Source organism: Erwinia sp. AK-PDG3-5 (assembly GCF_056821705.1).
In genome coordinates this window covers 4,071,034-4,088,083 of record NZ_CM165967.1, presented here as the reverse complement: position 1 = coordinate 4,088,083, position 17,050 = coordinate 4,071,034, and the positions used below count along the sequence as shown (strand labels likewise).

Sequence of the window (17,050 nt, the reverse complement as noted above, 5' to 3'; positions counted from 1 at the left end):
TGAATAATCTGCGTTACTAAGCTGTGAAGCGTGCTTTCGGCGATAAAGTGAAACGGATAAATGTTGGCCTGTTTTAATGACTGGTCCAGTTAAGCCGTGCTTCATTTGCCTGCCTCGCTCTTCCTGCTTGTCGTTACGGTCCGCTTCCTGCTGACCCAGACTCCCTCTCTATTCTGACCACGCGTATTTCTGAGTTGTCGTACGCCTTTCATTCCAAAAAAACTTCATGAGGATCATGGTGAAAATTCGAATTGCACTGAGTCTGCTCTTTGTCCTGACCGTTGCAGGTTGTAAAGCGCCACCGCCAGCAATGACGGATGACACGATTGTTTCCAGCACTGTCGATGGTGTGAAGCTGACTTACCGTCATGCCGTTCTGCCGCCGACGTCGTTCACGCCGGTGAATGAAGAGTACCGCGCGCTGTATGACGCGTCGGTGATGAACCGTCCTGACTTCGGCGGCAAGCTGGTGAGCAATCTGGAGAACGGTAAGCCTTATACCGTGCTGGGCTCGGTGGAAAACAACTGGTTTGCGATTGCGGAACAGGGGCAGGAGCAGCTGATTGGCTACGTTCCTCTACGTGCCGTGGTGAAGAGTGCGCTGTATGACAAAACCGTCAAAGCCGACTCACGCCGTAAACGTGTGCGCGCCGCGAGCAAAAAAAACTGCGTTGCCGCGGGTGACAGTAAAGCGTGCCAGAACAGCAACAGCGGCACCTGGATCATCGACTGATAACGGGTTAATGGCCGCCTGACTATGAAAAGACATTCATTTTTGCGCCTGAGTCTTCAGGCGTTTTTTCTGATAGCAGCCAGCCTTGTTGCTGGCTGTGGTTCGTCTTCACACAGCGATCCAGCTCACTACAGCCTGGTTTTCCAGGCGCATCCGCAAATCAATGACGGCGCTCCGCTTAAGGTCAGGGTGTTGTTGCTGAAGTCGGATGCAGATTTCATGTCTGCCGACTTTTATTCGTTGCAAAACAGCGCGCCCGCTCTGCTGGGCAACAACCTGATTAACAGCGAGCAGTTTTTCCTGATGCCAGGTCAACTCAATAAAGTCCTGCAGGGGCAAACCACTTCAGAGGCGCGTTATATCGGGATCCTCGCGGAGTATCAGTCTCTGGATGGCAAAAAATGGCGTATTTCATTGCCGCTGCCGGTGCCCAATGACCATTTCTATACATTCTGGCAGGGGTCTTCTGACGAACTGAAAGCCGACATCATTGCTGACATCAGCGGTCTGCGCACCGTGAAACCGTGAGCATTGCCTGACAACGGAAGCCATTATGAATAAAGCAGAAAAAGTGGTCTGGACCGAGGGCATGTTCCTGCGTCCACACCATTTCCAGCAAGCAGAGAGCTATCAACAAAGCGCGCTTCGTAACTGGGGACTGACCCAGCGGCCTTATCTCTGGGGCTTTTTAGATTATGAAATCGACGAAGCGATGTTGCGGCAGGGGAAAGTGGCCCTCAGCTCCGCCAGTGGATTGCTGCCTGACGGCACCTTTTTCTCTTTCCGCGATGCGCGTAACGGGCCGCCGCCACTGGCTATCCCTGATAATCACGGCAATGAGTTGGTGGTGCTGGCCCTGCCTGCCCGCCGTAATGGCCGTGAAGAGGTGATCTTTAGCGAGTCGGCGGATTCGCTGGCGCGATATGTCACCTTTGAACAGGAAGTGGATGACTTTAATGCGCTGTCGGTCGGCAGTGCTGCCGTGCAGTTTGGCAAGCTTCGTCTGCGTTTGATGCTGGAAAGCGAGCTGTCAGCGGAATGGACGGCGATGGCTACCCTGCGCATCACCGAGAAGCGCAGTGACAATCAGGTTCGGCTGGATGAAAACTTTATTCCGCCGATGCTTAACTGCGTCTCGCACAGCAAGCTATATGAGTATCTCAGCGGCATGCATGGGTTGTTACAGCAACGCAGCCAGGAAATCGGCCAGCGTCTGCAACAGCCAGGCCGCTTTAATTCGGCCGATATGGTCGACTTTATGCTGCTGACGCTGGTTAACCACCATGTTGGCCACGTCAGCCATCTGAAAGATCTGCCGCTGCTGCATCCTGAACAGCTGTTTTCCAGCTGGCTGGCCTTTGCGACAGAACTGGCGACCTACACCCCTCAGCGCTTCCCGGACAGCGAACTGCCGAAATATGACCATGACGATCTGGCCTTTTGCTTCGGCAAACTGATGCTGATGCTGCGTCAGGGGCTGTCGCAGGTGATGGAAGAGAATGCCGTTCAGTTGATGCTGACCGAACGTTCGCACGGGCTGAATGTCGCCACCGTGACCGAAACCTCCATGGTGCGTGAGTTCGGCTTTGTGCTGGCGGTGCGCGCCAATGTGCCCGGCGAGGCGCTGCAAACGCACTTCCCGGCGCAGATGAAAATTGCGCCGGTGACAAAAATTCGCGATCTGGTGCAGCTGCAGCTGCCGGGCATGGTGCTGCGGCCGTTGCCGGTTGCGCCGCCGCAAATCCCCTGGCACACCGGCTACAGCTACTTCGAACTGGAGAAGGGCAGTGAGCTGTGGCAGGAGATGGAAAAATCCGGCACCTTCGCGCTCCATCTGGCGGGGGATTTCCCCGGCCTGAAGATGGAATTCTGGGCTATCCGTAGCCATTCAGTCTGACGCAGGGAGCGAGAAAGATGCAGCAACAACAGGCCTATGCCCAGGGCGATGTGTTCTCGGGTGCCAGCAATAACAATCCCCTGGTGGCGGCAGCGAACGGCTTATTAAATTCGATTCCGCAAATTCGCCATTCGGTCAGCCATGCCGATCCGGCCGCGTTACGCCAGCGTTTGATCGACGAAATGCGCCAGTTCGAAATGAACTGCCAGCGGGCCGGGCTGGCGTACGAAGTGATCATTGGCGCGCGCTACTGCTTATGTACCGCACTGGATGAAGCCGCTGCGCTCACGCCCTGGGGCAGTCGCGGCGTCTGGCCCGGTCAGGGACTGCTGGTCACCTTCCATAATGAAACCTGGGGCGGCGAGAAGTTCTTCCAGCTGCTGGCCAAACTGTCACAGAATCCGCGTGAACAAATCGTTCTGCTGGAGCTGATCAACTACTGTCTGCAACTGGGCTTTGAAGGTCGCTATCGCGTTCTGGATAACGGCCGTTCCCAACTGGAAACCATCAAACAGCGTCTGCTGCAGATGATCCACTCCGTTCGCGGTGGCTATGCGCCGCCGCTTTCACCGCATCCTGAAGATCATCCGGTCACGCGTAAGTTGTGGCGGCCGGTGGTGCCTTTGTGGGCCTGTACGGCGCTGGTCGGCTTCCTCGCCTGTCTTTTCTATATCCTGCTGAACTGGCGGCTGGGCGATGTGACTTCGCCCGTGCTGGCTGAAATTTATCAAACGCCGTTGCCGGAAGTCACCATTCACAATCCGGCACCGCCGCCGCCCGCAGCGTTGAACCTTAAAGCCTTCCTGCGTCCTGAAATTGAACAGGGCCTGGTCGCGGTAAAAGACGAAGCTGACCAAAGCGTGGTCACGTTGAAAGGCGACGGTCTGTTTACCTCCGCGTCCACCTCGGTTCGCGGGCGTTATGAAGAAGTGCTGGATCGTATCGCTCAGGCGATGAACAACGTTCATGGCCGCATTCTGGTGATTGGCTACAGCGATAACGTGCCGATCCGCAGTGCCCGCTTCGCCTCTAACTATGAGCTTTCGCTGGCCAGGGCACAGTCCGTGCAGGAGCGCCTGCAACAACATCTGTCACAGCCGCAACGCGTGAAAGCGGAAGGGCGCGGAGAGAGCAATCCTCTGGTGCCGAACACCACCGCCGAAAATCGCGCCCGCAATCGCCGGGTGGACATCACGCTGTTAGTTTCGCCGCAGAACACCCGCGCGGAAGTTAACGGTTTGCAGCAAGGAAATTAACGGATGCTGAATATTCTCTTTTCCATCATGACCAGCCGTTTGATGTGGGGCTTTATCGGCATCACCGCGCTCTCCTTTATCATCTGGGTGATTGGGCCGGTGTTCTCGATTGCGGATTCCCGCCCGCTGGAGCCGGAAGTGAACCGCCAGATCAGCATCGGGCTGCTGTATGTGGCGTGGGGACTGAGCAATCTGGTGCCACGTCTGTATAACGCCTGGCTGAACCGCAAGCTGATGGGCAGCCTGAAAACCACGCCGGGCGAAGAGGGCAGCGCTGACAACAAGCGCCTGACCAGTGAAGACCGCGTGCTGTCCGAGCGCTTTACCGAAGCCGCTGAAATGCTGAAAAAGGCCCACTTCAGCGGCGCGGGCAATAAGCGCTGGACCCAACGTTTCAGCCGTCAGTATCTGTATCAACTGCCGTGGTACGTGATTATCGGCGCACCGGGCGCGGGCAAAACCACCGCGCTGGTCAACTCCGGGCTGAAGTTTCCGCTGGCCGACCGCTTTGGTAAAGCCGCGCTGCGCGGAATTGGCGGCACGCGTAACTGCGACTGGTGGTTTACCAATCAGGCGGTGCTGCTGGATACCGCCGGACGTTACACCACCCAGGAAAGTGAGCAGCAACAGGATGCCAGCGAGTGGGGCAATTTTGTCGGACTGCTGCGCAAATATCGCGGTCGTCAGCCGATCAACGGCGTGATTGTCACCATCAGCGTCTCCGATTTATTAACGCAATCGGCAGAAGCATCCCGTCAGCAGGCGCTTTCCCTGCGTCAGCGTCTGATGGAGCTGCATGAGCAGTTGGGTATCCGCTTCCCGGTGTATGTGATGGTCACCAAAACGGATTTGCTGAAAGGCTTCCGTTCGTATTTTGCCCGTTTTGATAAGGCGCAGCGCGATCAGGTCTGGGGTTTCACCTTCCCCTGGGAACGCTCAAAGCTGGCCGATTTCGATCTGTTAAGCGCGTTCACTCAGGAATATGCCTTGCTGCAACAGCGGCTGGATGCCGGTCTGCCGGACACGCTGTTACAGGAAAGCGATGGCAAAGCCCGGGCCGAAAGCTACCTGTTCCCGCAAGAGTTCGCGGCGCTACGCCCGCTGCTGAACGACTATCTGGAAACCGTCTTCAGCCGCTCCAACTTTGAAACGCAGTTCTCACCACGCGGTATCTACTTTGCCAGCGGCACCCAGGAAGGTCTGCCGTTTGACCGGGTGATGGGCGAACTGAACCGCGCGCTGAATCTGACGCAGGAAGAGGGCGGCAGCAGTAAGGCGTGGGATCAGGTGGATAAAGCCGCGCCGATCCCGGCCAACAAAGGGCAAAGCTACTTCCTGAAAGACCTGCTGCAGAACGTGATTTTCCAGGAAGCCGGTCTGGCAGGCAGCAACCGCTGGTGGGAGCTGCGCAATCGCGCGGTGCTGTGGTCGGGCTACGTGGTGCTGGCGGCTGCGCTGATCGTTGCCGGCGTGCTGTGGCTCACCAGTTACAACAATAACAAAGCCTATTTGCAGGAAGTGCAGGCGAAAGTGCCGCAGGTGGTGAAGCTCAGCCAGAACCTGCAGGCCAACGATCTGACCGATCTGTATGCGCTGCTGCCGTTCCTGAATGGCGTGCTGCATCTGCCGGAGAGTGAGGACTTCGATCTGAACGATCCGCCAATCACCCGCCGGATGGGGTTGTATCGCGGGGTGGAAGTCAGTGATGCGACGTTGTCGCTGTACCAGAAATCCCTTAAGCAGCTGCTGATGCCACAGGTGGCTCAGCTGATCACCACCTGGCTACGCAATGACAACGGCACGGATGCGGACTACAGCTATGAAGCGCTGAAAGCCTATCAGATGCTGTACCAGCCAAAACATTACGACGGCAAATTCCTGCACGCCTGGCTGATGCTGAATATTCAGCGCAACCAGCCGCAGAACATCACCCAGCAACAGATTAAGCAGCTCGACTGGCATTTGATGCAACTGCTTGAGACGCAGATCCAGGCGTCTCCGTATGCGCGGGATGACGCGCTGGTAAAGCGCGAGCAGGCGCTGATTAATCAGATGCCGCTGTCGCAGCGGGTCTATGGACGCCTCAAGCGCCTGCTGGAAAGGGATGATGCACTGAAGTCGATATCGCTGGCTTCACTCGGGGGTCCACAAAGCGAGCTGGTCTTTTCACGTAAAAGCGGCAAGTCGATTGGTGAGGGCATTCCGGGGCTGTTTACCCCTGACGGCTACTGGAACAGCTTCGACAAAAACATCGACGGCGTCACGGCGGCTTTGCATGACGATGACCAGTGGGTGCTGGGCGGTCAGGTGCAGGGCGAGACAAAGGATCAGACCGATCTGGCCGTCCGCCAGCTCTATATGGCCGATTATATGCGTCAGTGGGATGGCTTACTGCAGGACATCCAGCTGAACAACAGCGCGGACTTATCGCAACGCATCAACGCGGCGCGGCTGCTTTCCAGCAGCAATTCGCCGCTGCGCAAACTGGTGATTAGCCTCAGCCACTATCTGGTGTTGGAGAAAGCGGCCCCGGAAGAGGATACGACTAAGGCTGGCGAGGATAAGCAGGAAAGCAGCGCCAGCAGCACCCTCAGCGCGCTGTTCCGCTCTCGCCAGGCCAGCACCGCCGCCAGCCAGCAGCAGCAAACGCCGGAGCAGTCAGTAACCGCTCACTTCGCGCCGGTAATTGAGCTGGCTCAACCGCTGGAGAAAGGCGGCAAAACCATCGCCTTCGATGATTTCCTTAAGCAAATCGACGACCTCTATCGCTACCTGACCGCGGTGCAGGATGCCGCCAACAGCGGTATGCCGCCGCCAGCCAGCGATTCAATCAGTCGTCTGCAGGCCAGCGCCGGTCGCCTGCCTGGCTCACTGCAAAACATGTTCACCAGCATGGCGGTGGGTGCCAGCAGTGATACCCAGCGTCGCGATCTGGATAACGTGCGCAAGCGGATCAATGTCGAAGTGGGCAGCTTCTGCCGTCAGGCGATTGCCGGACGTTATCCGCTCTCCCGCAGTGGCCGTTCTGAAGTCACGCCTGACGATCTGGCGCGGATGTTTGCACCGGGTACCGGTTTGATGGACAGCTTCTTCCGCGACAATCTCGCCAACAAGGTCGATACCACGCAGTCCAGCTGGCGCTTTACGCCGGGCATCGACGGCAAGACCTTGCCAGGCGGCGAAAGCGTGCTGCGCCCGTTCCAGCAGGCGCAAAGCATTCGTGATGCCTTCTTTGCCAATGGCGCGACCACGCCTTCTTTCCGCGTCACCGTCCGCACCGTGCAGATGGATAACAACATCCTGACCTTAACGCTGGATGTGGATGGACAGCTGCTGCGTTACAGCCACGGGCCGCAGGCGGTCCAGCTGATGAACTGGCCGGGCCCCGGCGGCACCAACCAGGTGCGTATGCAGCTGGGGCTGGCGGATGGCACCACCGCCACGCTGGTCACCAACGGCGCATGGGCACTGAATCGCTTCTTTGACCGCGCCGAACTCTCGCGCGGCAGCAGCAGCCTCAGCCGTCAGGCGGCCTTTAACGTCAATGGTCATCGGGTGACGCTGGAATTCACGCCAAACAGTATTCGTAATCCGTTTCAGCTTCCCGGGTTCTCATGCCCCTAACCGCAAGGCAAGGATTTGATAATGAACCAGACTCCTGCGATTGGCTGGTACGGGAAATTGCCCAGTGCCGGTGACTTTCTTAAGCGCCGCTTTCCCGAAACGCTCTGGCAGCAATGGACCCACTGGTTCCAGGTGGGCTTGCTGAACTGGCAGCAAAATGAAGATCAACGCGCCGACGGAGACCGATCGTTCAGCGCCGCGCCGGTGTGGAATTTTGTGGTGCCGCCGATGCTGGGCAGTCAGCTGGTGCAGATGGGCTGCCTGCTGCCCGCGCGTGACAACGTGGGCCGACAGTATCCGGTCTGCGCCTTGCTGACCTTTTCCCCACAGGGCTGGACGCAACCGCAGCTGGCGCTGGCAGGAGAATGGTATCAGCAGGTGGGGCGCACGCTGCTGAACGCGGTGCGCAACGCGTACAGCGCTGAGCAGCTGGATCAGGCGTTGCTGTCGATTCCCGCACCGGTGCTGCCTGCCGCAGAGTCGCGCTCGGACATTCTGGACGTGATTGGCTATGCCGATCGGCCCTGCACGCTGAGCTGGCGGCAGGTATCGGACTGCTTCGATCCGCAGCACTACACCAGCTTTTGGTGGACCAATCAGACCGATGGCTATCCGCTTTATACCCACGTGCACAGCGGCAACTTTACCGGCCAGCTGTTCTCGATGCTGTTTGACCCTGCCGCCGGTGCTAAACCCGGCCGCCACGGTCTTTATCCGCCGATGTTTGAGTAATAACGCAAGGAAATCCTATGAATATCGATGCGCTCCTTGAGCCGATCAGCGCTGACAAGCCCTGCGGCGAGAATCTGGAATACGACGCCGATTACATGGCGATGGAGCAGGCCTGCGCGGGCAAGGCCGAGCAGCAATTTGGCAGCACCATCATTCCAGCCGAACCCGCGGACTGGAACAAGGTCGAGCGTCTGGCCAGCGACCTGATGAGCCGCACCAAAGATCTGCGCGTGATGCTGGCATTGACCCGCGCCTGGACGCAGCTGAAAGGGCTGCCGGGTTATGCCAACGGCCTGGAGCTGATCAAGCAGTCGTTGCTGCGTTACTGGGAGCCGCTGTGGCCAGTGCTGGAAGAGGACGGTGAGCGCGATCCGTTTTACCGCGTCAATGCTCTGGCGGCGTTAAGCGATAAGTCAGCACTCACTACCGCAGCCCGCCAGGCGCCATTAATTCGCAGCGCCTCCGATGAAATTTCACTGCGCGATGCCTGCGCACTGCTGGACGGCAGCAAAACCGAATGTCCAGAGTATCCCGGCGGCCTCGCACGGCTGACAGATGAACTGGCGCGATCGGGTCAACCCGGCGTGGAAGCCATTCTGAGCATAAGTGAGCGGTTACAAACAATTCGTCAGACGCTGGTGGAACACCTCGGCGAAAGCGGCGTGCCGGAGATGGAGCAGCTGCAAAAAACGGTGAACACCGTCGCGCAGGCCTGTGAAGTCACCGATCTGGCGAGCCTGATCCCCGGCCTGACGCCAGCGAGTACAGAAGTCCCGCAGGCGTCGCCAGCCGCCAGACCGGCGCGTGCCGATATGGACTGGCGGACGATTCAGCCTGGCTCGCGTTCTGATGCCCAGCTGATGCTGGAAAAAGTGAAGCAGTACTTTGTGCAGCACGAGCCAAGCCATCCGGCTCCGCTGATGATTGACCGTGTACAGCGAATGATCGAGCTCGACTTTATGGACATCATCCGTGATTTGGCGCCAGACGGCGTGCATCAGCTGGAAAATATCTTCGGACGTCGCGATAACTGAGTTGCGCGTTCATTCACGTTTTACCGCGAATACCAATGGAGAACCCCATGGCAACAAGTAAATCCAGTGGGCAGAAATTTATCGCCCGTAACCGTGCGCCACGCGTGCAGATCGAATACGACGTGGAGATCTATGGCGCGGAACGCAAAATTGAGCTGCCGTTCGTGATGGGCGTCATGTCCGATCTGGTCGGTAAATCGGTCGAAGGACTGCCGGCCGTAGACGAGCGCAAGTTCCTTGAAATCGATATCGACAACTTTGATGAACGCATGAAGGCGCTGAAACCGCGCGTGGCGTTCCAGGCGGATAACACCCTGACCGGCGAAGGGCGTCTTAACATCGATCTGACCTTCAACAGCATGGAAGATTTCTCGCCGGATGCGGTGGCGCGTAACGTTGAGCCGCTGAATCAGTTGCTGGATGCGCGCACACAGCTTTCCAACCTGCTGACCTATATGGACGGCAAAAACGGGGCGGAAGAGCTGATCTCCAAAATTCTGCAGGATCCTACGCTGCTGAAATCACTGAGCCACCTGCCGAAGCAGGATGAAGCCGCTAAAAGTGGGGAGGAATAACCGATGAGCAATCCTTCACAGCAGTCGGCACTGCAGGAACAGCAGGCTTACAGTCAGGACGAGTTCAGCGCGCTGCTGAACAAAGAGTTCCGTCCTAAGACCGATTCGGCGCGTGCCGCCGTGGAAAGCGCGGTGAAAACCCTGGCACAGCAGGCGCTGGAAAATACCGTCACCGTCTCCACCGATGCTTACCGCACAATTCAGGCGCTGATCGCAGAAATCGACGAAAAGCTGTCACAGCAGGTAAACCAGATCATCCACCACGAAGATTTCCAGAAGCTGGAAGGGGCGTGGCGTGGCCTGAGCTACCTGGTGAACAACACCGAAACTGACGAGATGCTGAAAATCCGCTTTATGAGCATCTCCAAGCAGGAGCTGGGCCGCACGCTGAAGCGTTATAAAGGCGTCGGCTGGGACCAGAGCCCGATCTTCAAGAAGGTGTACGAAGAAGAGTATGGCCAGTTCGGTGGCGAGCCGTTCGGTTGCCTGGTCGGTGACTACTACTTCGACCACAGCCCACAGGACGTTGAGCTGCTGAGCGAAATGGCGCGCATTGGCGCGGCGTCGCACTGTCCGTTCATCACCGGGACAGCGCCGGGCGTGATGCAGATGGAATCCTGGCAGGAGCTGGCGAACCCACGCGACCTGACCAAAATCTTCCAGAACAGCGAATATGCCGCCTGGCGCAGCCTGCGTGAATCGGAAGATGCCCGCTATCTGGGCCTGGTGATGCCACGCTTCCTGTCGCGTCTGCCGTACGGCATTCGCACCAACCCGGTGGATAGCTTCGACTTCGAAGAGCAGACCGACGGTGCGAACCACAGCAATTACACCTGGACCAACGCTGCCTATGCGATGGCGGCTAACATCAACCGCTCCTTCAAAGAGTACGGCTGGTGCACCTCAATCCGTGGCGTGGAGTCAGGCGGTTCGGTAGAAAATCTGCCATGCCACACCTTCCCAAGCGATGACGGCGGCGTGGACATGAAGTGCCCGACCGAAATCGCCATCAGCGACCGTCGCGAAGCCGAGTTGGCGAAAAACGGCTTTATGCCGCTGGTTCACCGCAAGAACTCCGACTTTGCCGCCTTTATTGGCGCACAGTCATTGCAGAAGCCTGCGGAATACCACGATGCCGATGCCACCGCGAATGCCCGTCTGGCATCGCGCCTGCCGTACCTGTTCGCCTGCTGCCGCTTCGCGCATTATCTGAAGTGCATCGTGCGTGACAAGATCGGTTCCTTCCGCGAGCGTGACGAGATGGAACGCTGGCTGAACGACTGGGTGATGAACTACGTCGATGGGGACCCGGCTAACTCCTCGCAGGAAACCAAATCCCGCAAGCCGCTGGCATCTGCAGAAGTGCAGGTTGAAGAGATCGAAGACAACCCAGGCTACTACGCCGCCAAGTTCTTCCTGCGCCCGCACTACCAGCTGGAAGGTCTGACCGTGTCGCTGCGCCTGGTATCTAAACTGCCTTCTTTGAAATCTAACGATGCGTAGTGTTTTTTAGAGTAGTGGAATAATCAGGGGGCTCCATGCCCCCTATGATTGCCTGAATCCGATTAATTCAGGATGATTGAAATTAAAATAAGCAGGAAGCCCGCAATGAATTCACCAAAAGAAATTGCCGATGGAATGTTAGCTATTTTCAATGCAAAAAAAGAATCTGGCGTGGAAGTATTTATGGTAAGTGCACTGAGTGGCATTGTAAAAATACCTGGTGACCTATATGCACTTACCAAAGATTTCCTTGATTCTGACCACCGCTGGGATAACGAAACAGATCGCATAAGACTGTTAACTATGCTGAAAAAAGGTGCAACCAGTGATGATCTAAAAAGGCTATTGGAGATAGTGATTAAACAATATGTACAAAACCTGAATGAAGAAAAATGTAAGAGACTACTGACAAAGCTAGGCGGGAGTACTGCGGGATCCATGATGTTCAAAGCGATATTCATTAATCAAATTATTACTTTGTTCGTTAGTCGAGTTATCCCTAAATTTCTGTTTAGTGCTGGTATGACAGGGATTATTACAATAGGTGCATCTGTCTCACGCTCAATTTACTCTTCCCGTGATTTAAGTAAAAAGAATTTCGAAGTATATTCATTGCTCAGAGCTAGTGGAGATCTTGACCTCTTATATTTTGTTTTGGAGGACTATATTGATCCCTATCTTGAGGCTATCTCACTGGAAAATGTCAACTCACCTCTAGCCGAAACAGTATTTGAATTTTTTCTTGATGGGATCCAACATGCTTAAAAGAATAATAAGTTTAGCTTCTTGCTATATTCTAATGGCAGTGGGTTTTTTATTGTTTTTTACTAGCTGTGGATTTGCAATTTTTGTTGTTGACTGGCATGTTTCAGGGGGAAGAATTGCAGTTAATGCAGTATTGCTATTGCTCGCAATAGCTGCATCAATCTGCATTTATGGTTTAGCCGAGAGAATAAGAATAAATAATTAAAGTTTTTTTTGATATTTGCGAGTTAATCTGAATAACCAAAATGAGCAGGTTAAGCAAAATACAGTAAATAGAGTTTCACCTAGCATGAATCCCACAAACGAAGATGAAGTTTTCTCATATTTCAATACCAAGTAAATTGAGCTTGTAATGTCTATAATAGAATAGATAGATAGTAAGAAAAATATGACCATAAAGATGAAAGATATTGTCATTTTCAAAATTCCTCTCCTTTTTTGTGGTGTATGACATAGGTTGCAGGCGTCACTATAGTCTATCGGCACATTGATTGTCTATCCTCTGATTAGCAGAGTTTAGTAGCAGAGTTGAATATGACATGGTTAATATATCGAACCGAATTAAATATTTCGGGGGTTGTTAATGCAACCTCCGTATACACTATAGCGAAACCCTTAAAGTAAGGAGCTATATTTCTGGATAATCCCATGTAGAGATATTCAGAAGCGAGGCAGAGGTAAAATATGGACTGTTTTATTCAGCCCCATGCTTTCCTGTTTGCCATATCAGTGCTTTATCTAAAGCAAATTTTAACTAATGAAGAGTAGATAATCATGGCTATTGATATGTTTATGAAAGTTGACGGTGTGACTGGCGAATCAAAAGATTCAAACCACACCGGTTGGACCGATATTACTTCTTTCTCCTGGGGCGCTTCACAGCCAGGCAATATGTCTGTGGGCGGCGGCGGCGGCGCCGGTAAAGTGAACTTTAACGATCTGCATGTTAATGCGCTGATCGACAAGTCAGTGACGGCAATCCTGAAAAACTGCGCAAGCGGTAAGCACTTGACCAAGGTCGAAGTGTCAATCTGTAAAGCAGGCGGTACTCAGGTTGAGTATGCGCGTATTACCCTGGAAGACGTACTGGTGACGACTGTTAATTATAATGGTTCAGATAACGGTGACACCCTGGGTATGACTTACTCATTCCAGGCTTCTAAAGTGAAACAGCAATACTGGGAGCAGAGTTCTTCCGGTGGCAAAGGCGCAGAAAGCAGCGCTGGCTGGAACATTAAAGAAAACAAAGAAGCTTAAAGTGAATAAAACCTCCTCATATGAGGAGGTTTTCAAAAGGGATATATTATGTCAACGTTCAGACCTTCATTTTCAGCCGCATGGAATCGGTTTTCTGAAGTCAATGTGAATGTTCAGCGTGTGGGTAATATTATTGGTGGGAAAGTAGAGCTGAATATTAATGTGGGTGTTTTTGAAAATGCCTGCCCAATACGGATGAGTTATGTCTTAAATTATACAGGTATTCCAATACCTTCCAACAGTCGTTATGCAACGGTCTCTGGAAAAGATAAAAAGAAATATATTATAGAGTTAATGACATGATGGGTTTTTAGTGGGGTTCTTGGTAAACCCGACCTTACGGAAAATTCACCCACGCCAACTTCATTTCATGGTAAGCAAGGTATTATTCTATTCCAGGGGAATGGATGGAGTAATGCTCGCGGGCATGTTACCTTGTGGAATGGAAATGTCTGCTCAGGTGCATGCCACTTTATTGGCGGAGCAGAAAATGGTAGATTTGTACCCACGATTGCTTCACTCTGGATATTGAAATGAAAAAAATAATATTTATATTTCTGCTGGGTTCTTCTTCTGCTGTATTGGCTGTTACACCGCCAGAAATGGATTCTTTTACACAATCAGATATTTTTCAAAACTGGTTGCAAAATAGATGCATTGGAAAAATATCTCAGGATAAAAAATTAAAAGATGATGCTTTCAAGAGTGCTGCGTCATGGTTAGAGGTTAGTCACCTGCCAATCGATGCCTTTCACAAGGGTGATGTCTTAATTGATAATTACTTAAAGTTGAAACTGTCTGGTTCAAACGGCGGTGAGTATAATGTATTAAAATGTACTTTTGTTTCTCAAAGTAAAGAGTCCAAAGCTATTTTCGATAAATATAATAAATAACTTTTCTAATCAATTTGATTTAATTTTTGTTGCAACCCCTTGATTCTAAATATAAAAAATACTGTGGACAGGGTTGTTTTGGTAAAAAAGACGCAGAAAGCAGCGCTGACTGTAACATCAATGAAAACAAAGTGGCATAATTAAATGCTGCCGATCCCCGCTTGGGATGTGAAATGATATTATTGTCTTTTTCTTATTTCATCCCTTAATTAACATTATGAAAGGTATTTTCAAATATTGGCTAAGTAGTAATTAGTTTGTATTCTAAAGGTTTTTTTTAATGAGAAAATGCTAAGAAAAAAATTATCAATATTTATCTAATTAAGTTGATCGGATTTGGCAAAGGATAATCATATGCGTTGGAAATTGACAGCGGCGGTTGGCGTTGGACAACCTAATCATCAGGATGATGTGCGAAAAGTGCAGGCTTTGTTAAACAGGGCTGCTCACGAAAATCATGGGGCAATTTTGCATGAAGACGGTAAGTTTGGCCCTAAAACTCAGGCAAGAATTGAGGAGTTTCAGCGGAATCAGGTGCATATGTCCCATGCTGATGGTGTCGTAAATCGTAATGGTCCTACGCAACGGCAGCTAAGCCATTCCTCCAGTCCTGCACCTCAGCGAGCAACGACTATTAATCATGCTGCCGCCCGCATTGAACCCGGAAGTGCAGCTGCAGAACTTCTACAAAAACGAGCAGCGCAGCGCCCGGCAAACCGCAAGGTTGCATGGTTCAACCGTGCTTTGCCTGCAGCGCGAAATGTTAAATCTCGTTGGGGAGTTCCTATTGCTGTCACGTTGGCGCAGGGGGCGCTGGAGTCAACCTGGGGAACACATGCGCCCGGAAATATTTTCTTTGGTGTCAAGGGTAAATCACCAGACGGGAAATCAATCAATGTGACTACTCATGAAGTCTATGGTGGACGCTCGGCCGTTATCCAGGATGGATTCCGTTCATATGATACGCTGGAACAGTCTGCTGACGACTATGGGCGCTTTTTGTCTTCAAATCGCCGTTATCGTGCTGCCTTTGCTTACAGCAATGACCCTGAAAAATTTATTCATGAGGTTGCAAAAGCCGGTTACGCCACCGATCCACATTACGAACATAAAATCCTGATTATCATTCGTGTTAACGGGCTGAAGGATTATGATTCTCCACAGGTTTCAACCTCAGCAAGTTTCAAGAATGCTTTACATCAGTAAAGCGACTGATGGCGATAACGGAGCAATATGAATACGATGGCTAATTCAAAAATGAAAGGATATTTGGCGGCATCTTTGCTGCTGGTGACGGGCTGTGTAAGTGCAACAACTTCACCGACAGAAAATTCAGTTATAAAGCAGGTTAAAAGTACTGTCGAGAAGGAGAAACTGGTCAGCGATCCCGCCTGTACAGATTATTTGTTCACCAAAGATGCAGAAAAAGGGATGGATCTGGTTGATGTCATGGAAAAACAGGGGGGGACTTGCCCTGGCGATCCTCAGGTTCAGCATCGCTTGTTTAGTGTCTATGTTGATCAAAAAACGCATCAGATGGTTAGTGATAAGGACGATCCTGAAGACGGTAATCTGTCATTATTACAACCCGCAGAATAATCAGGAGGCGCTTTTCAGACTCGCTCATTCAATCATTAGAGTTTTAGGATTGAATGACGTCATGGAGAGCGCTGAGAAAGAAATGAATAAATTACAAATATCTATTCTGACAGCCGCCGCCGCAGGGTAGCTGCGACTTTATGCCGCCGGGCGGCACCATTGGCCGGGCAACTGAATGTTGGAATGGAGGCGCAATGATCTAATTCAAAGCGCATTTTTGGCTATGGCACTACTCTCGGCATAAATTCATAGTGTTGTTTTTAATTGCCAATTATTTTCAATTTTCTCTTAATGAGTCTGAGAGAACATAAGCGGTTAATTGTTATGGTCATGTGGTTACTACTGCCGACGGGCGTATTGGCGCAGACATCGTTACATGCTGTAAGTGATACCGCATTTCAAAAAGATTTATATCTAAAATCATCTGAAAAATCGATTGAAGGGGGCGCACCTGTTGATGGGCAAAGCTTTACTATGAAAGATAATGGCAAAACCCTGGGAACGTTCATCGCAGGAAGTGGTTTTAATGCGCAGGATGAAAATGTTTGTTTTGTCGGTGGGTCTAAGAAATTAGCCGTGATTCATACAGTAATCCCTACCATCGGTTATGATGACTGGGAAGCTGAGAAATGTAATAAGACAAAATCCGTGGAGGTTATTTCAGGCAATAACAACCCCGCCCCGAATATTGCAGTTATTTATGAGGCTTCGTCTCCCAATGCAATTGCTGATGAGTCAGTTATATTTTCAGTAGTTAGCTCGACTGGTGATCTTGAGTTAGATAGTGAATTGACCAAGAAGATAGGTTCTTCAGGAGCTCGAACGATTAAAGAATTAAAAGAAAAATATCTAAATGAGTAATTATTTTAGGCTTATTTGAGCGATTATTGTTAACTTATCATGATGCAATTGAGCGTATCCCTGGAAGGGGATATGCATTTTACGTTTATAAACTCTTTCATAGATATTCTTTGTTGGCCTTGTAACGGATTGTGAATTGGTATGATGGATCCATCCTCACTCTGTCACCTTTAAGTAATGGAGCAACTCCAGAGCCTTCTTTCAGTTGTTCAAAAGCTCAAAGTTCATCAGAGAAAGCAATCTGTTCTGATTATGAACTATCGTCTTATGATAAAAGTGTAAATAACTCATGGAAATCAGCAAAAGAAGGAGCTGTTTCTG

At 51.9% G+C, this 17,050-nt stretch carries 15 protein-coding genes and 1 pseudogene; all 16 read left to right on the top strand.

Annotated features, from left to right (window positions below; all coding sequences use genetic code 11):
- Positions 1–238: 238 nt before the first annotated feature.
- The 16 genes and pseudogenes from AC1UKS_RS18990 (at position 239) to AC1UKS_RS18915 (ending at position 16,729) form a co-directional block, all read left to right on the top strand.
- Complete coding sequence (locus tag AC1UKS_RS18990) at positions 239–733, top strand: SH3 domain-containing protein (protein ID WP_482437047.1); 495 nt, start codon at positions 239–241, stop codon at positions 731–733.
- A gap of 24 nt (positions 734–757) precedes the next feature.
- Entirely contained in the window at positions 758–1,261 is a 504-nt protein-coding gene (gene tssJ, locus AC1UKS_RS18985; RefSeq protein WP_265911413.1) for a type VI secretion system lipoprotein TssJ, read from the top strand.
- 25 nt (positions 1,262–1,286) lie between these two features.
- Entirely contained in the window at positions 1,287–2,630 is a 1,344-nt protein-coding gene (gene tssK, locus AC1UKS_RS18980) for a type VI secretion system baseplate subunit TssK (RefSeq protein WP_482434840.1), read from the top strand.
- A 17-nt stretch (positions 2,631–2,647) separates the two neighbouring features.
- Positions 2,648–3,886: a DotU family type VI secretion system protein gene (locus AC1UKS_RS18975; protein ID WP_482434839.1), complete on the top strand. Its 1,239-nt coding sequence runs from the start codon at positions 2,648–2,650 to the stop codon at positions 3,884–3,886.
- A 3-nt stretch (positions 3,887–3,889) separates the two neighbouring features.
- Positions 3,890–7,510 (top strand): type VI secretion system membrane subunit TssM, encoded by a 3,621-nt coding sequence (gene tssM / locus AC1UKS_RS18970; protein ID WP_482434838.1) that lies wholly within the window; start codon positions 3,890–3,892, stop codon positions 7,508–7,510.
- A gap of 21 nt (positions 7,511–7,531) precedes the next feature.
- Positions 7,532–8,242: a type VI secretion system-associated protein TagF gene (gene tagF / locus AC1UKS_RS18965; RefSeq protein ID WP_482434836.1), complete on the top strand. Its 711-nt coding sequence runs from the start codon at positions 7,532–7,534 to the stop codon at positions 8,240–8,242.
- A 17-nt stretch (positions 8,243–8,259) separates the two neighbouring features.
- Complete coding sequence (tssA, locus tag AC1UKS_RS18960; RefSeq protein WP_482434835.1) at positions 8,260–9,276, top strand: type VI secretion system protein TssA; 1,017 nt, start codon at positions 8,260–8,262, stop codon at positions 9,274–9,276.
- Between the two features lie 47 nt (positions 9,277–9,323).
- Positions 9,324–9,851 (top strand): type VI secretion system contractile sheath small subunit, encoded by a 528-nt coding sequence (tssB, locus tag AC1UKS_RS18955; RefSeq protein ID WP_013200619.1) that lies wholly within the window; start codon positions 9,324–9,326, stop codon positions 9,849–9,851.
- Positions 9,852–9,854: 3 nt separating this feature from the next.
- Positions 9,855–11,354 carry a type VI secretion system contractile sheath large subunit gene (gene tssC, locus AC1UKS_RS18950; RefSeq protein ID WP_482434834.1) on the top strand — a complete coding sequence of 500 codons (1,500 nt, stop codon included), beginning with the start codon at positions 9,855–9,857 and terminating at the stop codon, positions 11,352–11,354.
- Between the two features lie 105 nt (positions 11,355–11,459).
- Positions 11,460–12,119 (top strand): hypothetical protein, encoded by a 660-nt coding sequence (locus tag AC1UKS_RS18945; protein WP_482434833.1) that lies wholly within the window; start codon positions 11,460–11,462, stop codon positions 12,117–12,119.
- A 774-nt stretch (positions 12,120–12,893) separates the two neighbouring features.
- Complete coding sequence (locus AC1UKS_RS18940) at positions 12,894–13,376, top strand: Hcp family type VI secretion system effector (RefSeq protein ID WP_265911406.1); 483 nt, start codon at positions 12,894–12,896, stop codon at positions 13,374–13,376.
- A gap of 48 nt (positions 13,377–13,424) precedes the next feature.
- Positions 13,425–13,913 (top strand): annotated as a pseudogene (locus tag AC1UKS_RS18935) (type VI secretion system amidase effector protein Tae4).
- The gene (locus tag AC1UKS_RS18930) at positions 13,910–14,269 is read left to right on the top strand and encodes a T6SS amidase immunity protein Tai4 family protein (RefSeq protein ID WP_482434832.1); all 360 of its coding nucleotides are present in this window, start codon (positions 13,910–13,912) and stop codon (positions 14,267–14,269) included. Before AC1UKS_RS18935 ends, AC1UKS_RS18930 begins: the two are co-directional and overlap by 4 nt.
- Before the next feature lie 354 nt (positions 14,270–14,623).
- Complete coding sequence (locus AC1UKS_RS18925; RefSeq protein WP_482434831.1) at positions 14,624–15,475, top strand: glycoside hydrolase family 73 protein; 852 nt, start codon at positions 14,624–14,626, stop codon at positions 15,473–15,475.
- Between the two features lie 27 nt (positions 15,476–15,502).
- Positions 15,503–15,868: a hypothetical protein gene (locus tag AC1UKS_RS18920; RefSeq protein WP_265911401.1), complete on the top strand. Its 366-nt coding sequence runs from the start codon at positions 15,503–15,505 to the stop codon at positions 15,866–15,868.
- A gap of 330 nt (positions 15,869–16,198) precedes the next feature.
- Entirely contained in the window at positions 16,199–16,729 is a 531-nt protein-coding gene (locus AC1UKS_RS18915) for a hypothetical protein (RefSeq protein WP_482434830.1), read from the top strand.
- Positions 16,730–17,050 lie beyond the last annotated feature (321 nt).

Excerpts from the sequence above, each read along its gene's own strand:
- AC1UKS_RS18930 (WP_482434832.1), top strand. The coding sequence starts at position 13,910 with ATGAAAAAAATAATATTTATATTTCTGCTGGGTTCTTCTTCTGCTGTA.
- tssC (WP_482434834.1), top strand. The coding sequence starts at position 9,855 with ATGAGCAATCCTTCACAGCAGTCGGCACTGCAGGAACAGCAGGCTTAC.
- AC1UKS_RS18940 (WP_265911406.1), top strand. The coding sequence starts at position 12,894 with ATGGCTATTGATATGTTTATGAAAGTTGACGGTGTGACTGGCGAATCA.
- AC1UKS_RS18915 (WP_482434830.1), top strand. The coding sequence starts at position 16,199 with ATGTGGTTACTACTGCCGACGGGCGTATTGGCGCAGACATCGTTACAT.
- AC1UKS_RS18925 (WP_482434831.1), top strand. The coding sequence starts at position 14,624 with ATGCGTTGGAAATTGACAGCGGCGGTTGGCGTTGGACAACCTAATCAT.
- AC1UKS_RS18975 (WP_482434839.1), top strand. The coding sequence starts at position 2,648 with ATGCAGCAACAACAGGCCTATGCCCAGGGCGATGTGTTCTCGGGTGCC.
- tagF (WP_482434836.1), top strand. The coding sequence starts at position 7,532 with ATGAACCAGACTCCTGCGATTGGCTGGTACGGGAAATTGCCCAGTGCC.
- tssA (WP_482434835.1), top strand. The coding sequence starts at position 8,260 with ATGAATATCGATGCGCTCCTTGAGCCGATCAGCGCTGACAAGCCCTGC.
- tssM (WP_482434838.1), top strand. The coding sequence starts at position 3,890 with ATGCTGAATATTCTCTTTTCCATCATGACCAGCCGTTTGATGTGGGGC.
- tssK (WP_482434840.1), top strand. The coding sequence starts at position 1,287 with ATGAATAAAGCAGAAAAAGTGGTCTGGACCGAGGGCATGTTCCTGCGT.
- tssB (WP_013200619.1), top strand. The coding sequence starts at position 9,324 with ATGGCAACAAGTAAATCCAGTGGGCAGAAATTTATCGCCCGTAACCGT.
- AC1UKS_RS18945 (WP_482434833.1), top strand. The coding sequence starts at position 11,460 with ATGAATTCACCAAAAGAAATTGCCGATGGAATGTTAGCTATTTTCAAT.
- tssJ (WP_265911413.1), top strand. The coding sequence starts at position 758 with ATGAAAAGACATTCATTTTTGCGCCTGAGTCTTCAGGCGTTTTTTCTG.
- AC1UKS_RS18920 (WP_265911401.1), top strand. The coding sequence starts at position 15,503 with ATGAATACGATGGCTAATTCAAAAATGAAAGGATATTTGGCGGCATCT.